Raw genomic sequence first — 15,033 nt, 5'->3', positions numbered from 1 at the left:
TGCTTGCGAGCTGTTCAGCGGCTCGGCCTCCTCACGCGGCGGCCCCGCCGGAGCACGAGCGGATCTACCGGGCGAGACCGGAAAGCGGGCGCCGAGGTGCGCGCGGCACTCAGGCCGAGGAGCGTCGTCCCCGTCGGATGCAAGCCGACGGCTGGAGGACGCCATGCAGAAGATCACCACGTGCCTGTGGTTCGACGGGCAGGCCGAAGAGGCCGCGCGGTTCTACACCTCGATCTTCCCGGACTCCCGGATCACCGAGGTCCTGCGCCACGGCGAGGCCGGGCCCGGTGCGGCGGGCACCGTGCTCACCGTGACGTTCGAGCTCGCCGGGCAGGAGTTCCTCGGCCTCAACGGCGGCCCCGAGTTCACCTTCAGCGAGGCCATCTCGTTGCACGTCGACTGCACCTCGCAGAACGAGGTGGACCGGATGACGACGCGGCTCACCGCCGGTGGCGAGCAGGGACCGTGCGGCTGGGTGAAGGACCGGTACGGCCTGTCCTGGCAGATCGCGCCCCGCGAGCTCACCGACATGCTGCACGACCCCGACCCGGCCCGCGCCGATCGCGTGATGCGGCAGATGCTCACCATGCACAAGCTCGACCTCGAACCGCTCCGCCGGGCCTACCTCGCGGAGTGAGCGGCCCGCGCACCCGTTCCGATCACTCACCTCGGAGGCGGTTCGCCGCGGGCGGTGAGGCGGGCGCGGAGGGCCGCGTTCTCCGCTTCCAGCGCGTCGAGGCGGGCGTGCGTGCGGGCCAGGTCCGCCTCGGAGTAGCGGTGCGGGATGTGCTTCGGGCAGTTCCAGTCGTGCGCCTCGACGTCGATCAGCACCAGCCGCTCGACCCGGCCGCCGGCGCGCGGCGCGCCCAGCCGCGCGGTGAGCCGCGGATCCTCGTCGAGCCCGCGCACCGAGGCCCGCCCGAACAGCTTCAACCGGGTCCGCGTCGCGTAGTCCATGAAGAACAGCGCGACCCGCGGATCGCCGCGCAGGTTCCCACCGGTGATGTACTGCCGGTTCCCGCGCACGTCCGCGTAGCCGAGGGTGCGGTCGTCGAGGACGTGCACGAAGCCGGGCGGGCCACCGCGGAACTGCACGTACGGCCACCCGGTCTCCCCCACCGAAGCCAGGTAGCAGCCGTCGCGGGCGGCGATGAACGCGCGCTCCCGCTCCCCCAGCGGATCCGGTTCGAGCCCCACACCGGCGCCCAGTTCGGCGCGGTGCGCGGGACGGCTGCCCTGCTCGACCTGCATGGCGCGCACCGCCGCGGTGAACGCCAGGCGCGCGTACCGGCTCATCGTGCTCCCTCCGACCCGGTCCACCCTCACCCGAGTCTCGGGCGACCGGGTCCGCGGCCACGCGGAAAGGAGATCCGCTTTGCCGCGAAGGGAAACGGGCGGCGGTTTTCCGCCCGAGCCCCGCGCGGTCTCGGGACCACGCGCCGAGGCAGACTGAACGGTCCACAACGGAGGAGGATGCTGTGAGCGATCTCAAGGTCGAGGACACCAATGTCGGCGAGGGAACCGAGGCCCAGCCCGGCCACGTCGTGACCCTGCACTACACGGGCACGCTCAGCGACGGCTCGAAGTTCGACTCGTCGCACGACCGTGGCGAGGGCCTGACCTTCGTGCTGGGTTCCGGCCAGGTCATCGAGGGCTGGGACAGCGGCGTCGTCGGCATGCGCGTCGGCGGCACCCGCACCCTGACGATCCCGCCCGCCCAGGCCTACGGCGAGCGCGGCGTCCCGCCGATCATCCCGCCGAACTCCACGCTGCACTTCGACGTCGAGCTCCTCGAGGTCAAGTGAGCCACCCGCCCGCCCGCGCGCCGATCGGTGCGCGGGCAGGTGGCCGGGCCACCTCAGCGACATGAATTTCAACGGTTGAAACGACGGTAGGATCGGCGGGGTGGAGCCTTGGGAGACCTCGCCGCAGCGACGTGCGTGGCGGCCGTACATCGAGACGAGCCTGCTGCTGGAGACCCGCCTCGACGAGGATCTGCGCGCGGCCGCCGGGATGAGCTTGATGGACTACCACGTGCTGCTCGTCCTGTCGGAGTGCCCGGAGCAGCGCCAGCGGATGGGCGAGCTGGCCGCGCGGATGGTGTTCTCGCCGAGCCGGCTGACCTACCAGGTGAAGGTCCTGGAGCGCCGCGGCTGGGTGGTGCGGCACCCGTCGCCCGATGACCGGCGCGTGCACCACGCGGTGCTGACCGCGGCCGGGCTGGAGGCGCTGCGGGCGGCGGACGCCCACCACGTGGGGACGGTGCAGCGGCTGTTCACCGACGACTTGGACGAGCAGGAGCTGGACGTGCTCCGGCGCGTGTTCACCCGCACCCAGGACCGGCTGCGCGGAACCGCGGGCCGCTGACGCCCGCGCATGGCGCTCGTCACCCCCTCGACCTCGTCGGAATACCTCGCGCCGGGCCGTCGTTCGACCGATTAGTTCAGATTTGAAGGAAGTGGTCGAGATGCAGTTCGGAGTGTTCACCGTCGGGGACGTGACCCCCGACCCGACGACCGGGCGCACGCCGACGGAGGCCGAGCGGATCAGGGCGATGGTCGCCATCGCCGAGAAGGCCGAGGAGGTCGGTCTGGACGTGTTCGCCACCGGTGAGCATCACAACCCGCCGTTCGTGCCGTCTTCGCCGACGACGATGCTCGGTTATCTGGCGGCCCGTACCGAGCGGTTGGTCCTGTCCACCTCGACGACGCTGATCACCACGAACGATCCGGTGAAGATCGCTGAGGATTACGCGATGTTGCAGCACCTGGCGGGTGGCCGGGTGGACTTGATGATGGGTCGTGGCAACACGCCGCCGGTGTATCCGTGGTTCGGTCAGGACATCCGGCAGGGGATTCCGCTGGCGCTGGAGAACTACGCGTTGCTGCACCGGTTGTGGCGGGAGGACGTGGTGGACTGGGAGGGCCGGTTCCGCACGCCGCTGCAGGGCTTCACCTCGACTCCGCGACCGCTCGACGGGGTGCCGCCGTTCGTGTGGCACGGGTCGATCCGGAGCCCGGAGATCGCCGAGCAGGCCGCGTACTACGGTGACGGTTTCTTCCACAACCACATCTTCTGGCCGCCGCAGCACGCGGCCCGGATGGTGCAGTACTACCGGGAGCGCTTCGCCCACTACGGCCACGGCACGCCGGAGCAGGCGATCGTCGGGCTCGGCGGGCAGGTGTTCCTGCGCCGCAACTCCCAGGACGCGGTGCGCGAGTTCCGGCCCTACTTCGACCACGCCCCGGTCTACGGCGGCGGTCCCTCGCTGGAGGACTTCTCCGCGCAGACCCCGTTGACCGTCGGTTCCCCGCAGCAGGTCATCGACCGCACCCTCGGCTTCCGCGAGTACGTCGGCGACTACCAGCGCCAGCTGTTCCTGATCGACCACGCGGGCCTGCCGCTGAAGACCGTGCTGGAACAGCTCGACCTCCTCGGCGAAGAGGTCGTCCCCGTGCTCCGCAAAGAATTCGCCGACCGCCGCGGCCCGAACGTGCCCGACGCACCCACCCACGAGTCCCGCGCCCAGCGCGCCGGAAGGAGCGACGCATGACCCGCATCCTGGCGATCTCGGCCGGCCTCTCCCAGCCCTCGTCCACCCGGCTGCTCGCCGACCGGCTCGTCGCGGCCACCCGCCACGAGCTCGGCGAGGAGGCCGAGGTCGAGGTGGTGGAACTGCGCGAGCACGCCCACGACATCACCGACAACCTGCTCACCGGATTCCCCGGCGCCCGCCTGCGCGAGGTCCTGGAACGGCTCGCCGCCGCCGACGGGCTGATCCTGGTGACGCCCACGTTCAGCGCCTCCTACAGCGGCCTGTTCAAGTCGTTCATGGACGTCGTCGAACCCGATGCGCTGCGGGGCAAGCCCGTGCTGATCGCCGCGACCGGCGGCACCGAGCGGCATTCGCTGGTGCTGGAGCACGCGCTGCGCCCGCTGCTGGCCTACCTCCGCGCGCACATCGTGCCCACCGGCGTCTACGCGGCCGGCTCCGATTGGGGCGGCGGCACCGAGCTCGGGCAGCGGATCACCCGCGCCGCGCGCGAACTCGTCGCCGCCGTGCGGCAACGACCGGAGCGGGAGAACACCGACCCGTTCGCGAATCCGGTGCCGTTCGAGGAACTCCTCCGCGGTGGCGCGACCTGACCAGCACCCCACCGGCACCGACCAGGACCAGTCGGCGGGGCGGTGGGGCTGCTGGTCACCGGCTCCGGTGGAGCAGCCCACCGAGCTCGACGCCTCGGCATCCGGATCTGGACCGGGGCGGCATCAGACGATCCGGTCGAGCGAACGGACCGCCTCGGTCAGCGCCGCCCTGGCCACCGCCCAGTCGGTGTCCGGCGGCCACGTGCTCAGCAGCACGACGACGAGATCGCGATCCCCGCCGACCAATCCGGTGGTGTGCAGCACGGTGTCGGTCTCGGTCGACCCCCACCCCTGCTTGATCGCCCAGCGGTGTCCGGGCAGACCGCCGGGAATGCCGAAGTACTGCGGAAATCCGTCCTCCGCGGTGCCGGGGGCCCGCCCCATCGCGCCCAGCAGCAGCTTGCGCGTGCCCGCGTCGGCCTGCGCCGCCAAGTACCGGTAGACCCGCGCGACATCGCTCGCGCTCATCCGGGTGCTCCCCCACTGCCCGGACGAATCCGGCGGCGCGGTGTCCGTCAGCTTCAGCTTCGCCGCCGTGCGCCGGACGATGTCCGGACCGCCGTGGGCGACCCACAACCGGCTCGCCACAGCGTCGTCGCTGGCCGAGAGCATCCGCTCAATCTCATCATCGGTGGTGGCGTCCCCGAGGCGCTCCACCGCGTCGATCGCGATCAGCAGCTTCACCACGGACGCCGTGGGGAAGCCGCTGTCGGCGTCGAGCCGAGCGACCTCCGCGCACGAATCCAGATCCACCACTTCGATCGCCACCGAGGTGCCTTCGGCGAACGACGGCAGCTTCTCCCGCACCGACCGGGCCACGTCGTCAGTCCCGGAACCCCGTGACACACCACCGCTGCACGACGACGCCCACCGAGAGGAATTCGCCACGCCCACGAGCCCGCCGACCACGCTCAGAACCACGACCACTGCCGCCGCGATCCAGATGCTCCTCCGCGCGTCCAACCTCATCGGCCCCCTCAGACCGGGGGACGACCGACCCGGACCCTCGTCCGGCGACTCGTGAACCCCCACGTCCGGAAGACGCCCCATCGCGCCGCAGGTTCGGCCGGAACGTCGAACGAGCCCGCGATTGCTCCGAATGCAGGAAAGATCGGCGCTCAGGTACGTCGGCAGGCCGATCGGTGCACTCGATCACGCGGAGTGCCTGCTCCTCGAAGCGACCGCGAGCGCCGGCGGGCGGCGCGTGCGCTCGCACTACCCGGGGTCTCGCGCCGAAATCGACGAGATCGATCTCGCTTCGAACTTCGCCCGCTGGTCAGGTGGTGGGGCAGGTGGGACTTGAACCCACGGCTGACGGATTATGAGTCCGCTGCTCTGACCAACTGAGCTACTGCCCCCGAAGGCGTGATGAAACGCTCCTCTGGGTGATCGTAGCGAGGCTGGGCGGTGTGGGGCGCGTTGGGTTGCCCGCTCGACCGGGCGAAACCGGGCGGTCGCGGGCTGTCCGGAGCGGGAATTCCGGGCCGTGGCAGCAGAAAGGGGGGGCACCCGGAGGTGCCGGCCCGTGCTCGTCGCGGCGTCACATGAACGATGCGATGCTGAACGCGCCGGTCAGCTGGCCGATGATCACGATGGTGGCCAGCAGCGCGCTGATCCCGGCCACCGTCAGCAGCGACAGCATGACCAGGTAGACCAGAGCCCTGATCGGCTTCGGCAGCTGGGCCACCGAGGCCAGATCGGGCAGTGCGAAGTGGTTTTCCTTGCCGATCCCTGGAGCGGACATCCCGACTTCCCCCGTCCTTTAGTCGTCCCCGTTCTTGCACCACTGCTCCGAGGACGGAGAGCAGTGGGAGTTTCGTTGGTCCTCTCGCATCATGAATCGATTTGGTTCATGCCACGTGGCCGGGACCACTGGCTGATCCAGATCGTTCACGCCCGCTATGACCTGCGGGAAAACCTCAGGGGGAAGCGGGGTGTCGCGGCGCTGCACGAATCAGATCGCGGGTCTCGACAGAATCGTTATCCGACTCTGATCAATCCGAGACTGGTTCGCCCGAAAGAGTGCGATCGCGGAAAAGGGGCACCGAATCGGCGCCCCTTCGCGGTTCAGCAGGCCTTCGGCAGGCCGACCGATCTGATTTCCGGTCGTGGCGCGTCGATCCGGTCGCGATGTCCACATCTGCTCATGCGTCACGCACCCTGTTCGACCTGCTGGGACCGGTCCTCGGACCGTGCTGCCAGCATAGCAGCCGCCGCGGACCGCACCGATTCAGCCTCCTCCTCCGCGGCGCTCCCCTCAGGAACCGGTTTCTCCCGCCACCGCAGGGCTTTCCGGCCCGCCACCGGAGCTCAGCCCGAGTAGCCGCCCGCCGCGATGTCCGCGATCAACCCGGGCCCGGTCGGCGCCCAGCCGAGCAGTTGGCGGGTGCGGGCGTTAGCCCCCGCCGCGTCCACCCCGAAGAAGCCGCCGATCCAGCCGAAGTGCTCGGCGGCGTCCCGCGGATCGATCGATGCGGTCGGCAGGCCGAGGTGGTCGCCGATGGCGGCGGCGATGTCCCTGGCGAGCAGGCCTTCCTCGGCGACCGCGTGCACCCGCGTACCGGCGGGCGCACCGTCCAGCGCGAGCCGGGTCAGCCGCGCGGCGTCGGAGCGGTGCACCGCGGCCCACCGGTTCGCGCCGTCGCCGATGTAGCCGGCAACCCCGCGCTCCTTCGCGACCTTCACCAGCTGCGCGGTGAACCCGGGGTCGCCCGCCCCGTGCACGGTCGGCGCGAAGCGCAGCGCCACCGCGCGGACTCCGCGGTCCACGTAGGACAGCGCCAGGTTCTCGCTGCCACCGCGCGCCGAGTCGACGCCCTCGTGCGGTGACGAGTCGAGCTCGGTGGGCGGTTCGCCACCGGCCGCGAACCCGGCCAGGCCGGAGGCGAGCAGGAACGGCCGGTCGCTCCCGGCGAGGGCGTCGAGCATGCCCCGGACGGCGGCCTCCTCGGTGCGCCCCGCCGCGGTGAAGGCGCCGAAGTCGTGCTTGAAGGCCAGGTGCACCACGGCATCGGCCTTCGCGGCCGCGGCGGCGAGGCCTTCGGGGTCGTCGAGGTCGCCGCGGACCACGTCGGCGCCCGCGGCCGCGACTGCGGCGGCCGACCGGTCGGAGCGGGCCAGGCCGAGGACCTCGTGCCCGTTCGCGAGCAGTTCCGCGGTGACGGCCGAGCCGATCCAGCCGGAGGCGCCGGTGACGAAGACGCGCATGGCGTGCTCCTCTCCCTTGATGTCAGTGACTGTCATCGACAGTAGCACCTGATGTCAGTCGCTGCCATCACTACACTCACCGGTCATGAGCCGCTGGGAACCGGGCGCACGGGACCGGATGACGCGCGCCGCCGTGGAGCTGTTCGCCGAACGCGGCTTCGAGCGGACCACCGCCGGCGACATCGCCGAGCGCGCCGGGGTCACCGAACGCACCTTCTTCCGGCACTTCGCCGACAAGCGCGAAGTCCTCTTCGACGGCGGCCGCGCGATGGAGCAGGCCGTGCACGACGGGATCGCGGCCGCCGCCGACGACGTCCCACCGCTGGACGCCGCACTGCTCGGGGTCGCCGCGAGCACCGAACTGCTCGAAGCGCGCCGCGAGCACGCCGCCCGCCGCGCGGAGATCATCGCCGCCACCCCGGTGTTGCGGGAGCGGGAGCTGCTCAAGCTCGCGGGCATGGCCGAGACCGCCACGAGGGCGCTGCGCGAGCGCGGGACGCCCCCGCGGGACGCCGAACTCGCCGCGCACGCCGCGATGAGCGTCTTCCAGGTCGCGTTCGGGCGCTGGATCGCCGGCGGCGCACCCGACCTCGCGATCTGCGTGCGGGAGGACGCCGCCGAGCTGCGCGCCCTGCTCGCCGATCACTGATCGCCGAGGAACACCTGCTCGCGGGTGAAGCAGAACTCGCTGCGGGACATGTCGATGAAGCGCTGCTCGTCCGGCCGGATCACGTCCCGGTAGTCGGCCGAGGCCGTCAGCGCCGCGAGGTCCTCCGCCGAGTCGAACCACTGCCGCACCACCGCGTCCACGGTCGCCTCGGGGATGCCCGGCACCCCGAGCGGCCGCGGGTGCTCCACCACGTAGCGGCGCACGTACCGGGCGGCGACGGGCAGCGAGGCGACCAGCGGGGCGTGGTGCTCCCGGTGGTGCCGCACGAACTGCTCGTGGGAGAGCTCCGGCAGGCGGCGCAGCAGGCTCACGAGGATCACCACGCGCTCCACCCTAGTTCGCGCACCGGCCGGATCAACGCGCCTTCCGGGTGGCGCACGCCGCCGGCCGGTGGACCGCGCGCTGCTCCGTCCGCACGCGGCCACGACCTCGGAATTGCATATTTATGCGCCATTCCTCGCGCGGCTCACGAGCACCGGAGGTGACCGTTCGGACAGTCCAGGCACTGCGGAATCCCTGCCCTTCGAGGACCGGAACGACGCCTGTTACGATGAATACATGTCGAAGGTCCTGAATAATCTTCCAGTGGGTGAGCGCGTCGGCATCGCCTTCTCCGGCGGGCTGGACACCTCGGTCGCGGTGGCGTGGATGCGCGAGCGCGGCGCCCTGCCGTACACCTACACCGCCGACATCGGCCAGTACGACGAGCCGGACCTGTCGGACGTGCCGGAACGCGGGCGCGTCTACGGGGCCGAGCGCGCCCGGCTGATCGACTGCCGCGCCGCACTGGTCGAGGAGGGCTTCGCCGCGCTGGCCTGCGGTGCCTTCCACATCCGCTCCGGCGGACAGGCGTACTTCAACACGACGCCGCTGGGCCGCGCGGTGGTGGGCACGCTGCTGGTGCGCGCGATGCGCGAGGACGACGTGTCCATCTGGGGCGACGGCTCCACCTACAAGGGCAACGACATCGAGCGCTTCTACCGGTACGGCCTGCTGGCCAACCCGGACCTGCGCATCTACAAGCCGTGGCTGGACGAGGCCTTCGTCGGCGAACTCGGCGGCCGGGACGAGATGTCCGCGTGGCTGGTCGAGCGGGAACTGCCGTACCGCGACTCCGCGGAGAAGGCGTACTCCACCGACGCCAACATCTGGGGCGCCACCCACGAGGCCAAGAAGCTCGAATTCCTCGACACGCCGCTGGAGATCGTCGAGCCGATCATGGGCGTGCGGTTCTGGGACTCCGACGTGGAGATCCCGGCCGAGGACGTCACCGTCGAGTTCCGGCACGGCCGCCCGGTGCGGATCAACGGCAAGTCCTTCGACTCCGACGTGGACCTGGTGCACGAGGCCAACGCCATCGGCGGCAGGCACGGGCTCGGCATGTCCGACCAGATCGAGAACCGGATCATCGAGGCCAAGAGCCGCGGCGTGTACGAGGCGCCGGGCATGGCGCTGCTGCACATCACCTACGAGCGGCTGCTCAACGCGGTGCACAACGAGGACTCGGTGGCCATGTACCACACCGAGGGCCGCCGCCTCGGCAGGCTGCTCTACGAGGGCCGCTGGTTCGATCCGCAGGCGCTGATGCTGCGGGAGTCCATGCAGCGCTGGATCGGCTACCCGGTCACCGGCAGCGTCACCGTGCGGCTGCGCCGCGGCTGGGACCACACGGTGCTCAACACCGAGGGCCCGAACCTGAGCTACCACCCGGACAAGCTGTCCATGGAGCGCAGCAAGGACCAGGCGTTCGTGCCGAACGACCGCATCGGCCAGCTGTCCATGCGGAACCTGGACATCGCGGACTCGCGCAGCATGCTGGAGTTGTACGAGGGCGGCGGGCACGGGGCGCTCACCGCGTGGGGCGAGCTCGTCGGCGAGCTGGCGCCGGGCGGGGCGAACGCGATCGCCGCGCGCGCCGAAGGCGAGGACGGCGGTGTCGAGTCCGACGCGCTGGACCACGCGGCCATCGAGGTCGGCACGGACTGACCCCGACCGTCCGACGGGCCGGTGCGACCTGGTGTCGCCCCGGCCCGTGGCGTTCCTCCGGGGCTCATTCCGGCCACGGAGAATCCCGGATCACCTCGACGAAGTCGCCGCGCACGAAACCGGGCACGAAGTGGGCCAGCACGTCCGCCTTGACGTTGCCGAAGGTCGTCTCCGGACGGTGCCGGATGCCGTCGGTGAACGCGGCGAGGATCCCGTTCTTGAAGTCCGGGCGCGGGTGCGCGCCGACGACCGCGGCCCGCTGCTCCTCCCCCACCTCGTGGTAGCCGAGGCCCAGCACGTCCAGCTCCACGCCGCGGGTGACCAGCGCGATCTCCGGCGCCATGTGCAGCGGGATCTCCGGGGTGGTGTGCAGGGCGATCGCCGTCCACACCCGGTCCGCCGGCTCCCCGTCGACGCCGTGCTCGCGCAGGAAGCGGCGGGCCTCGTCGGCGCCGTCGATCTCGAAGCGCTGGTCGTCGCGGCGGAACCGCTCGGTGAGTCCGAGGTCGTGGAACATCGCCCCCACGTAGAGCAGTTCCGGGTCGAACCGCAGCCCGTCCCGCCGCCCGCGCAGCGCTCCCCACAGGAACACCCGCCGCGAGTGGTCGTAGACCAGCGGCGATGCCACGTCCCGCACCAGCTCGGTGGCCGCCCGGGCCAACGCGCCGTCCGGGATCTCCACGCCCGCGATGGTCTCGCTCATCGATGCCGCCTCTCGTCTCGGTGCCCGACGAGACCAGGTTCGCCCGGCGGCTACCGTGGCGCCATGTCCTCGCAGCCCGGAACACCACGGATCCGGACATGACGCACCGCGTCGCGTTCCTGGTGTTCGACGGGGTGACCATGCTCGACGTCAGCGGGCCCGCCGAGGTGTTGCACCAGGCGGGACTGCTCGGCCACCGGTACGAGGTGGTGCTGGTCTCCCCCGGCGGCGGCCCGGTCGCCACCGCCACCGGCCCGGCGCTGGGCCCGACCACCGCGGCCGCCGACGCCGGACCCGTGGACACGGCGGTGATCGCCGGTGGTGAGCGGCTCGTGCCCGCTCCGGTGGACGAGGAACTGCTGTCGGCGGCGCGCACCCTCACCGCGGGCGCGCCGCGGGTCGCGTCGGTGTGCACCGGAGCGTTCCTGCTGGCGGAGCTGGGCCTGCTCGACGGGCGCCGGGCCACCACCCACTGGCGGCACGCGGACGCGCTGGCGCGGCGGTACCCCGCGGTGCGCGTGGAACCGGACGCCATCCACGTGCGCGACGGGCGCTACGTCAGCTCCGCGGGCATCAGCGCGGGCATCGATCTGGCGCTGGCTCTGGTGGAGGAGGACCACGGGGCGGAGGGCGCCCGGCACATCGCGCGGGAGATGGTCGTGTTCCTGCACCGGCCGGGCGGCCAGTCGCAGTACTCGACGGCGACCGCCCCGCCCCCGGCGCGGGCCGCGCAGCTGCGCGCGGTGCTCGACGCGGTGCTCGGCGACCCGGCCGGGGATCACCGCCCGGCGTCGATGGCGCGGGCCGCGGCCGTCAGCACCCGGCACCTGAGCAGGTTGTTCCGCGCGGAGCTGGGGACGACGCCCGCGTGCTGGGTCGAACGGGTCCGGCTGGACCGGGCGCAGCGGCTGCTGCTGGACGGGCACTCGGTCACCTCGGCGGCCCGGGACAGCGGGCTGGGTTCGGACGAGGCGCTGCGCCGCGCGTTCACCCGGCACCTGGGCACCACGCCGACGGACTACCGCAGGCGGTTCGGGTCCACCCGCGGCTGATCGTCAGGGCAGCACCACGGTCATGACCAGTTCGCAGGTCTCCTCGCCCGCGCCGCGGTAGCCGTGCGGGACGTCGCCGTCGAAGGTGGCGGTGCACCCGGCGGGCACCTCGTGCTCGGCGCCGTCGACGACCAGGAGCATCCGGCCGGAGAGCACGGTGACGGTCTCCACGACACCGGCCTGGTGGGGGTGGCTGGGGTACTCCTCGCCGGGTTCCAGCCGCCAGCGCCAGATCTCGGTGGGCGCGGGGCCGCGCGCGGTGAGCACGAGGCGGGCCTCGCCGCCGCGCTCCCCGGTCCACAGCGGTTCGACGGAGGCGGCGTCCACCACGCGCACCCGGCTCGACGGGGCGCCCTGGACGAGATCGGACACGGAGATGCCGAGGGTGTCGGCGAGGCGCACCAGGGTGCCCAGGTTCGGGTTGCCCTGCGCGCGTTCCAGGCTCACCAGCGCGCCCTTGCTGACCTGGGCGCGGCGGCCGAGTTCTTCCAGGGACAGGCCGGCGCGGGTGCGGGCGGCCCGGACGTTCTGCGCCACCGTGCGCAGCGCGGCCTCCGACTCGGGCATCTGCTCACCTTCCGGTCGTTTTATTGCACTCACAGGTCGTTCGGTTGACAGAAAGCGGACTGTTCGCTGTACGGTGCGGTCGTTCCGTTGAACCGTAAGGGATGTGCTGTGCTCGCTCTACTGCTGGCCCTCGGCAGCTCGCTCGCGTACGGGTGCGCCGACTTCCTCGGCGGCGTCGGCGCCCGCGGCGCCCACGTGCTGCGAACCGTGGTGATCGCCGCCCCGGCCAGCCTCGCCGTCGAACTCGCGCTGTGGCCGCTGCTCGGCGCCTCCTTCAGCCCCGGAGCCCTCGGCTGGGGCGCCGCCTCGGGCGTCGTGTCGGCGGCCGCGTTCGCGCTGCTCTACCGGACGCTGGCGATCGGGCCGATGAACGTGCTCTCCCCGGTCACCGCGCTCGTCTCGGCCGGGCTGCCGGTCGCGGTGGGCCTGCTGCAGGGCGAGCGGCTGGCGCTCGCCGGTGGGATCGGTCTCGCGCTGGCACTGATCGCCGTGGTGCTGGTCAGCGCGGGACCCGGTGCCGGGCGGCCGTCCCGCGGGGCGCTGCTGCTGGCGTTCGGAGCGGGGGCCGCGATCGCGCTGCAGCTGGTGTTCCTGCACCAGGCGCCCGCCGACAGCGGGGTGGCGCCGCTGATCGTCGGCCGCGCCGTGTCCTCGGCGGTCACGCTGACCGCGGCCGGACTGCTGCACCGCAGGCTCGGGTCCCGGCGGCCGGCGTACGCGGTCTCGGCCGCGGCGGGCGTGCTGGACTCGGTGGCGAACCTGCTGTTCCTGCTCGCCGCGCGCAGCGGCGACCTCACCGTCGTCGCCGTGATCGTCGCGCTGTACCCGGCGGGCACGGTGCTGCTGGCCCGCGGCGTCCTCGCCGAACGCATCCACCCCGGCCAGCTGCTGGGCCTCGGCACCGCGGCCGTCGCAGTCGGCCTGCTGGCCGCCACTTGATCACCGTTTCCGGCGGGGCCGAGCGGCGGAACCCCGCCGGGCCGTGTCCTCCTCCCGCCTGCGGCGAAGCCGCTGAGGTTCCGCCACCCGAGCGCTACCCGACTGGAGTGGGAAGACAGGCAATGAGGTTCCGCCACCCGCCCCCTCCGGAACAGGAGTGGAGCGGAAGAGCGATCAACGGGTCGCGATGGTGTTCTCGATCCAGGCTCGGTGGGCGGTGAGGTCGGTGTAGATCCCGGGACCGCTCGCGCAGTTCGGGTCGGCGTCGCCGTCGCGGCTGGTCGCCCCGATCAGCTCCCACGCGCCGGGCCGTCCCTTGAGCTGCGGGCCACCGGAATCGAGGATGCAGGCCTGCGCGCCCTCGGTGGGGCTGTCGGTGCACAGCTCGTTCGCCGGGTCGTAGTTCTCGCTGCACCGGTCGTCCGCGACGAGTTCGGTGTCCAGCTCCTGCAGCACGGTCGGCAGGTCCGGGCACTCGCTGCCGTCCTCGCAGGTCATGCCCCAGCCGAGGATGCGGGTGGGGGTGCCTGCCGGTCCGGAGTCGGCGGCCAGCTCGATCGGTTGGGCCCGCACCGGGTGGTCGAGCTTCATCACGGCCACGTCGTCGTGGAACGGCTCGTAGGAGAAGTCGGGGTGCGCGATCACCTCGGTGACCTTCGCCGTCTCTCCCTTCGTGCGGTCATGGTCGCCGATCTGCACCGAGAGCTGCTGCGGTTCGAGGTTCACCGTGCAGTGCCCGGCGGTGACGATCCAGTCGGGCGCGATCAGCGAGCCGCCGCAGTAGTGTTGCCCGTCCTTCTGCACGCTCACCATGAACGGGTAGTCCGCGGTGGCGTCGTGCCCGCCGATGATCGCCGATGCCGCGGGGGTGAACGCCGCGGTCAGCGCGACCGCCCCCGCCGTGCCGAGCAGCGCCGCCTTGCCGAGCTTGACCATGTGGTCCTCCTGGGTGGTCCCGTGTTCCGATCACCCGCAAAGCTAGGGCCCGGCGACGGCCGCGAGATCACCTCGAAGTCCACGGCGAGGTCGTACTTCCGGGCAAGTGCGCCTCGCCCGGAAGTCGCACGACGGGCGCCCCGGTGGCCGGCCACCCGCGCCCGGCAGGCGACCCGGTACAGCAGCCCGCCGGGCGAGCGTGCGGAACCGCTCACCGGATATCCACGAACGAGTGAACGAAGGCCGGGGGCGCGATTCGCACCGAGAGATCTCCGGACGACGAAAGAGCGAAGCCCCAGGCCTGTGACCTGGGGCTTCGCTCGAAAAGCTCCTCCGACTGGACTCGAACCAGTAACCCTTCGGTTAACAGCCGAATGCTCTGCCAATTGAGCTACGGAGGAATATTCGATTTCCATCAGCTCTCGTTCGTGCTGACGGGAACCACTCTAGCGCATCGTTCCGGGCCCGTTCACACCCCCCTCCGTTCAAGAACATCGCAGGTGAGCGGGTCCGGGATCAGGGCTTGTGGGCGACGACGAAGATCCGCCGGAACGGGAACCACGTGGTGCCGTCGGCACGCGCGGGATAACTGGTGCGCAGCCGGTCGGCGAGCGCGGCGCGGAACCGCTGCCAGTCCGGCTCGTCCAGCGCGGCGCGCACCGGGCGCAGCGCCGTGCCGGTCACCCATTCCAGGACGGGGTCGGGGCCGCTGAGGCGGTGCGCGTAGGTGGTCTCCCAGGCGTGGGGGGGGGGGGGGGGGGGGGGGGGCCCGGGGCCGGCCGCCCCGGGCGGGGCGGCGGCGGCGGCCGGCGCCCCGCCGCCGCCCG

Annotated in this window: 17 protein-coding genes, 2 tRNA genes and 1 pseudogene; 9 read left to right on the top strand and 11 right to left on the bottom strand. The window is 71.9% G+C overall.

The genetic code is table 11. From position 1 onward, the window contains the following. Window positions 1–163: 163 nt before the first annotated feature. Complete coding sequence (locus tag LCD35_RS11730) at window positions 164–637, top strand: VOC family protein (protein ID WP_225044169.1); 474 nt, start codon at window positions 164–166, stop codon at window positions 635–637. 26 nt (window positions 638–663) lie between these two features. On the opposite strand, the gene LCD35_RS11725 is transcribed toward LCD35_RS11730, so the two are convergent. After that, window positions 664–1,296: a pyridoxamine 5'-phosphate oxidase family protein gene (locus LCD35_RS11725; RefSeq protein ID WP_224961763.1), complete on the bottom strand. Its 633-nt coding sequence runs from the start codon at window positions 1,294–1,296 to the stop codon at window positions 664–666. A gap of 182 nt (window positions 1,297–1,478) precedes the next feature. On the opposite strand from LCD35_RS11725, the gene LCD35_RS11720 reads away from it, so the two are divergent. From LCD35_RS11720 to LCD35_RS11705, 4 genes are all read left to right on the top strand, one after another. Then, window positions 1,479–1,805, top strand: a complete 327-nt coding sequence (locus tag LCD35_RS11720; protein WP_224961765.1) for an FKBP-type peptidyl-prolyl cis-trans isomerase — start codon at window positions 1,479–1,481, stop codon at window positions 1,803–1,805. 100 nt (window positions 1,806–1,905) lie between these two features. Further along, on the top strand, window positions 1,906–2,367 hold the full coding sequence (locus LCD35_RS11715; RefSeq protein ID WP_224961769.1) for a MarR family winged helix-turn-helix transcriptional regulator: 462 nt from the start codon (window positions 1,906–1,908) through the stop codon (window positions 2,365–2,367). Between the two features lie 100 nt (window positions 2,368–2,467). Continuing rightward, window positions 2,468–3,553: an LLM class flavin-dependent oxidoreductase gene (locus tag LCD35_RS11710; protein ID WP_224966348.1), complete on the top strand. Its 1,086-nt coding sequence runs from the start codon at window positions 2,468–2,470 to the stop codon at window positions 3,551–3,553. Further along, complete coding sequence (locus LCD35_RS11705) at window positions 3,550–4,146, top strand: FMN reductase (RefSeq protein WP_225044168.1); 597 nt, start codon at window positions 3,550–3,552, stop codon at window positions 4,144–4,146. Before LCD35_RS11710 ends, LCD35_RS11705 begins: the two co-directional genes overlap by 4 nt. Before the next feature lie 123 nt (window positions 4,147–4,269). Here LCD35_RS11705 and LCD35_RS11700 read toward each other — a convergent pair whose 3' ends face one another. From LCD35_RS11700 to LCD35_RS11685, 4 genes are all read right to left on the bottom strand, one after another. Beyond that, window positions 4,270–4,965 carry a class A beta-lactamase-related serine hydrolase gene (locus tag LCD35_RS11700; RefSeq protein ID WP_224977571.1) on the bottom strand — a complete coding sequence of 232 codons (696 nt, stop codon included), beginning with the start codon at window positions 4,963–4,965 and terminating at the stop codon, window positions 4,270–4,272. Between the two features lie 462 nt (window positions 4,966–5,427). Then, window positions 5,428–5,504, bottom strand: a tRNA-Ile gene (locus LCD35_RS11695). A 182-nt stretch (window positions 5,505–5,686) separates the two neighbouring features. Further along, window positions 5,687–5,890 carry a hypothetical protein gene (locus tag LCD35_RS11690; protein WP_224959405.1) on the bottom strand — a complete coding sequence of 68 codons (204 nt, stop codon included), beginning with the start codon at window positions 5,888–5,890 and terminating at the stop codon, window positions 5,687–5,689. A gap of 566 nt (window positions 5,891–6,456) precedes the next feature. Further along, a complete protein-coding gene (locus LCD35_RS11685) occupies window positions 6,457–7,353 on the bottom strand; it encodes an SDR family oxidoreductase (protein WP_224977576.1) in 897 nt (298 codons plus the stop codon). Window positions 7,354–7,438: 85 nt separating this feature from the next. Between LCD35_RS11685 and LCD35_RS11680 the strand changes: the two genes are divergently transcribed. Further along, window positions 7,439–8,002 (top strand): TetR/AcrR family transcriptional regulator, encoded by a 564-nt coding sequence (locus LCD35_RS11680; RefSeq protein WP_224959406.1) that lies wholly within the window; start codon window positions 7,439–7,441, stop codon window positions 8,000–8,002. Here LCD35_RS11680 and LCD35_RS11675 read toward each other — a convergent pair. Continuing rightward, window positions 7,996–8,346 carry an EthD domain-containing protein gene (locus LCD35_RS11675; RefSeq protein WP_224959407.1) on the bottom strand — a complete coding sequence of 117 codons (351 nt, stop codon included), beginning with the start codon at window positions 8,344–8,346 and terminating at the stop codon, window positions 7,996–7,998. The two genes, LCD35_RS11680 and LCD35_RS11675, sit on opposite strands and share 7 nt — an antisense overlap. 235 nt (window positions 8,347–8,581) lie before the next feature. Here LCD35_RS11675 and argG point away from each other — a divergent pair, with 235 nt between their 5' ends. Further along, window positions 8,582–10,009, top strand: coding sequence for an argininosuccinate synthase (gene argG / locus LCD35_RS11670; RefSeq protein WP_224959408.1), 1,428 nt, complete (start codon window positions 8,582–8,584; stop codon window positions 10,007–10,009). Between the two features lie 64 nt (window positions 10,010–10,073). Here argG and LCD35_RS11665 read toward each other — a convergent pair whose 3' ends face one another. After that, entirely contained in the window at window positions 10,074–10,712 is a 639-nt protein-coding gene (locus LCD35_RS11665) for an HD domain-containing protein (RefSeq protein ID WP_224959409.1), read from the bottom strand. Between the two features lie 98 nt (window positions 10,713–10,810). On the opposite strand from LCD35_RS11665, the gene LCD35_RS11660 reads away from it, so the two are divergent. Beyond that, the gene (locus LCD35_RS11660; RefSeq protein WP_224959410.1) at window positions 10,811–11,764 is read left to right on the top strand and encodes a GlxA family transcriptional regulator; all 954 of its coding nucleotides are present in this window, start codon (window positions 10,811–10,813) and stop codon (window positions 11,762–11,764) included. Window positions 11,765–11,767: 3 nt separating this feature from the next. On the opposite strand, the gene LCD35_RS11655 is transcribed toward LCD35_RS11660, so the two are convergent. Then, on the bottom strand, window positions 11,768–12,331 hold the full coding sequence (locus tag LCD35_RS11655; protein WP_224959411.1) for a helix-turn-helix domain-containing protein: 564 nt from the start codon (window positions 12,329–12,331) through the stop codon (window positions 11,768–11,770). Between the two features lie 108 nt (window positions 12,332–12,439). Here LCD35_RS11655 and LCD35_RS11650 point away from each other — a divergent pair, with 108 nt between their 5' ends. Then, window positions 12,440–13,270, top strand: coding sequence for a DMT family transporter (locus LCD35_RS11650; RefSeq protein ID WP_224959413.1), 831 nt, complete (start codon window positions 12,440–12,442; stop codon window positions 13,268–13,270). A gap of 174 nt (window positions 13,271–13,444) precedes the next feature. On the opposite strand, the gene LCD35_RS11645 is transcribed toward LCD35_RS11650, so the two are convergent. From LCD35_RS11645 to LCD35_RS30710, 3 genes and pseudogenes are all read right to left on the bottom strand, one after another. After that, window positions 13,445–14,206, bottom strand: a complete 762-nt coding sequence (locus LCD35_RS11645; RefSeq protein WP_224977574.1) for a trypsin-like serine protease — start codon at window positions 14,204–14,206, stop codon at window positions 13,445–13,447. Window positions 14,207–14,534: 328 nt separating this feature from the next. Beyond that, a tRNA-Asn gene (locus LCD35_RS11640) sits at window positions 14,535–14,607 on the bottom strand. A gap of 115 nt (window positions 14,608–14,722) precedes the next feature. After that, window positions 14,723–15,033, bottom strand: a pseudogene (locus tag LCD35_RS30710) (hypothetical protein); the annotation flags it as partial.

This window comes from Saccharopolyspora sp. 6V (genome assembly GCF_020176785.1).
GTDB classification, from domain to species: Bacteria; Actinomycetota; Actinomycetes; order Mycobacteriales; family Pseudonocardiaceae; genus Saccharopolyspora_C; species Saccharopolyspora_C gregorii.
This window is presented reverse-complemented; position numbering and strand designations above follow the sequence as displayed.

Bases quoted from the DNA above. Each gene is read 5' to 3' on its own strand.
- LCD35_RS11730 (WP_225044169.1), top strand. From the start codon at position 164: ATGCAGAAGATCACCACGTGCCTGTGGTTCGACGGGCAGGCCGAAGAG.
- LCD35_RS11725 (WP_224961763.1), bottom strand. From the start codon at position 1,296: ATGAGCCGGTACGCGCGCCTGGCGTTCACCGCGGCGGTGCGCGCCATG.
- LCD35_RS11710 (WP_224966348.1), top strand. From the start codon at position 2,468: ATGCAGTTCGGAGTGTTCACCGTCGGGGACGTGACCCCCGACCCGACG.
- LCD35_RS11705 (WP_225044168.1), top strand. From the start codon at position 3,550: ATGACCCGCATCCTGGCGATCTCGGCCGGCCTCTCCCAGCCCTCGTCC.
- LCD35_RS11690 (WP_224959405.1), bottom strand. From the start codon at position 5,890: ATGTCCGCTCCAGGGATCGGCAAGGAAAACCACTTCGCACTGCCCGAT.
- LCD35_RS11685 (WP_224977576.1), bottom strand. From the start codon at position 7,353: ATGCGCGTCTTCGTCACCGGCGCCTCCGGCTGGATCGGCTCGGCCGTC.
- LCD35_RS11680 (WP_224959406.1), top strand. From the start codon at position 7,439: ATGAGCCGCTGGGAACCGGGCGCACGGGACCGGATGACGCGCGCCGCC.
- argG (WP_224959408.1), top strand. From the start codon at position 8,582: ATGTCGAAGGTCCTGAATAATCTTCCAGTGGGTGAGCGCGTCGGCATC.
- LCD35_RS11665 (WP_224959409.1), bottom strand. From the start codon at position 10,712: ATGAGCGAGACCATCGCGGGCGTGGAGATCCCGGACGGCGCGTTGGCC.
- LCD35_RS11660 (WP_224959410.1), top strand. From the start codon at position 10,811: ATGACGCACCGCGTCGCGTTCCTGGTGTTCGACGGGGTGACCATGCTC.
- LCD35_RS11655 (WP_224959411.1), bottom strand. From the start codon at position 12,331: ATGCCCGAGTCGGAGGCCGCGCTGCGCACGGTGGCGCAGAACGTCCGG.
- LCD35_RS11645 (WP_224977574.1), bottom strand. From the start codon at position 14,206: ATGGTCAAGCTCGGCAAGGCGGCGCTGCTCGGCACGGCGGGGGCGGTC.